This window comes from Mesorhizobium sp. M7D.F.Ca.US.004.03.1.1 (genome assembly GCF_003998635.1).
In the GTDB taxonomy this organism is placed as follows: domain Bacteria; phylum Pseudomonadota; class Alphaproteobacteria; order Rhizobiales; family Rhizobiaceae; genus Mesorhizobium; species Mesorhizobium loti.
This window is the reverse complement of sequence record NZ_RZQG01001505.1, coordinates 1-831: the sequence shown is the minus strand read 5'-3', so window position 1 is coordinate 831 and position 831 is coordinate 1. Positions and strand designations below refer to the sequence as shown.

Genomic DNA, 831 nt, shown 5'->3' with positions numbered 1-831 from the left:
GGTTAGGGTGGGCATCCCTCTTCGCAAGAATCCATATGCGATTGCCCTACCGTGAACGGGGAGAAGGAAGCTCTCACAGCCGCCCCAGCCTCTCGACCAGCAGCGCGAAGAAGCCATCATGGTCGATGTCGCGCATCACCATGGCGTTCTTCGGCCGCTTGGTGACACCCCACCAGTCGATCACGGTCATGCCCATGGTCAGTTCCGAATTGGTTTCCACGCTGACATTGCAGTTGCGGCCCTTGAACAGATCCGGCTTCAACAGATAGGCGATGACGCAGGGGTCGTGCAGCGGCCCGCCGTCGGTGCCGTACTTCTCCTCGTCGAAGCGCTCGAAGAATTCCAGCATCTCTGCGGTGGCGTTGCCGACCTTGGTGCCGAGCGCGCGGAAGGCCTGCGTACGCTTTGCGGTGGTCAGCGCCTTGTGGGTGACGTCGAGCGGCATCATCACGATCGGAATGCCGGATTTGAACACGACATCGGCGGCCTGCGGGTCGACGTAGATGTTGAATTCGGCGGTCGGGGTGACATTGCCGCCTTCGAAGAAGCCGCCGCCCATCAGCACGATTTCCTTGATGCGCGGTGCGATGCGCGGCTCGCGGATCAGCGCCAGCGCAATGTTGGTGAGCGGCCCGAGCGCGCAGAGCGTGATCGTGCCGCTCTCTTCCGTCATCAGCGTCTCGACGATGAAATCGACCGCGTATTGGTCCTGCAGCTTCATCTTTGGTTCGGGCAATTGCGGCCCGTTGAGGCCGGTCTTGCCGTGCACTTCCTCGGCAGTGACCAGTTCGCGCATCAGAGGTCGAATGGCGCCGGCATAGACCTTGATAT

General features: G+C 61.4%; 1 protein-coding gene. It reads right to left on the bottom strand.

The features are described from left to right. Nucleotides 1–73: 73 nt before the first annotated feature. Nucleotides 74–831 (bottom strand): nucleoside hydrolase (locus tag EN935_RS38280; protein WP_164771834.1); only part of this gene is annotated, 758 nt, incomplete at its 5' end.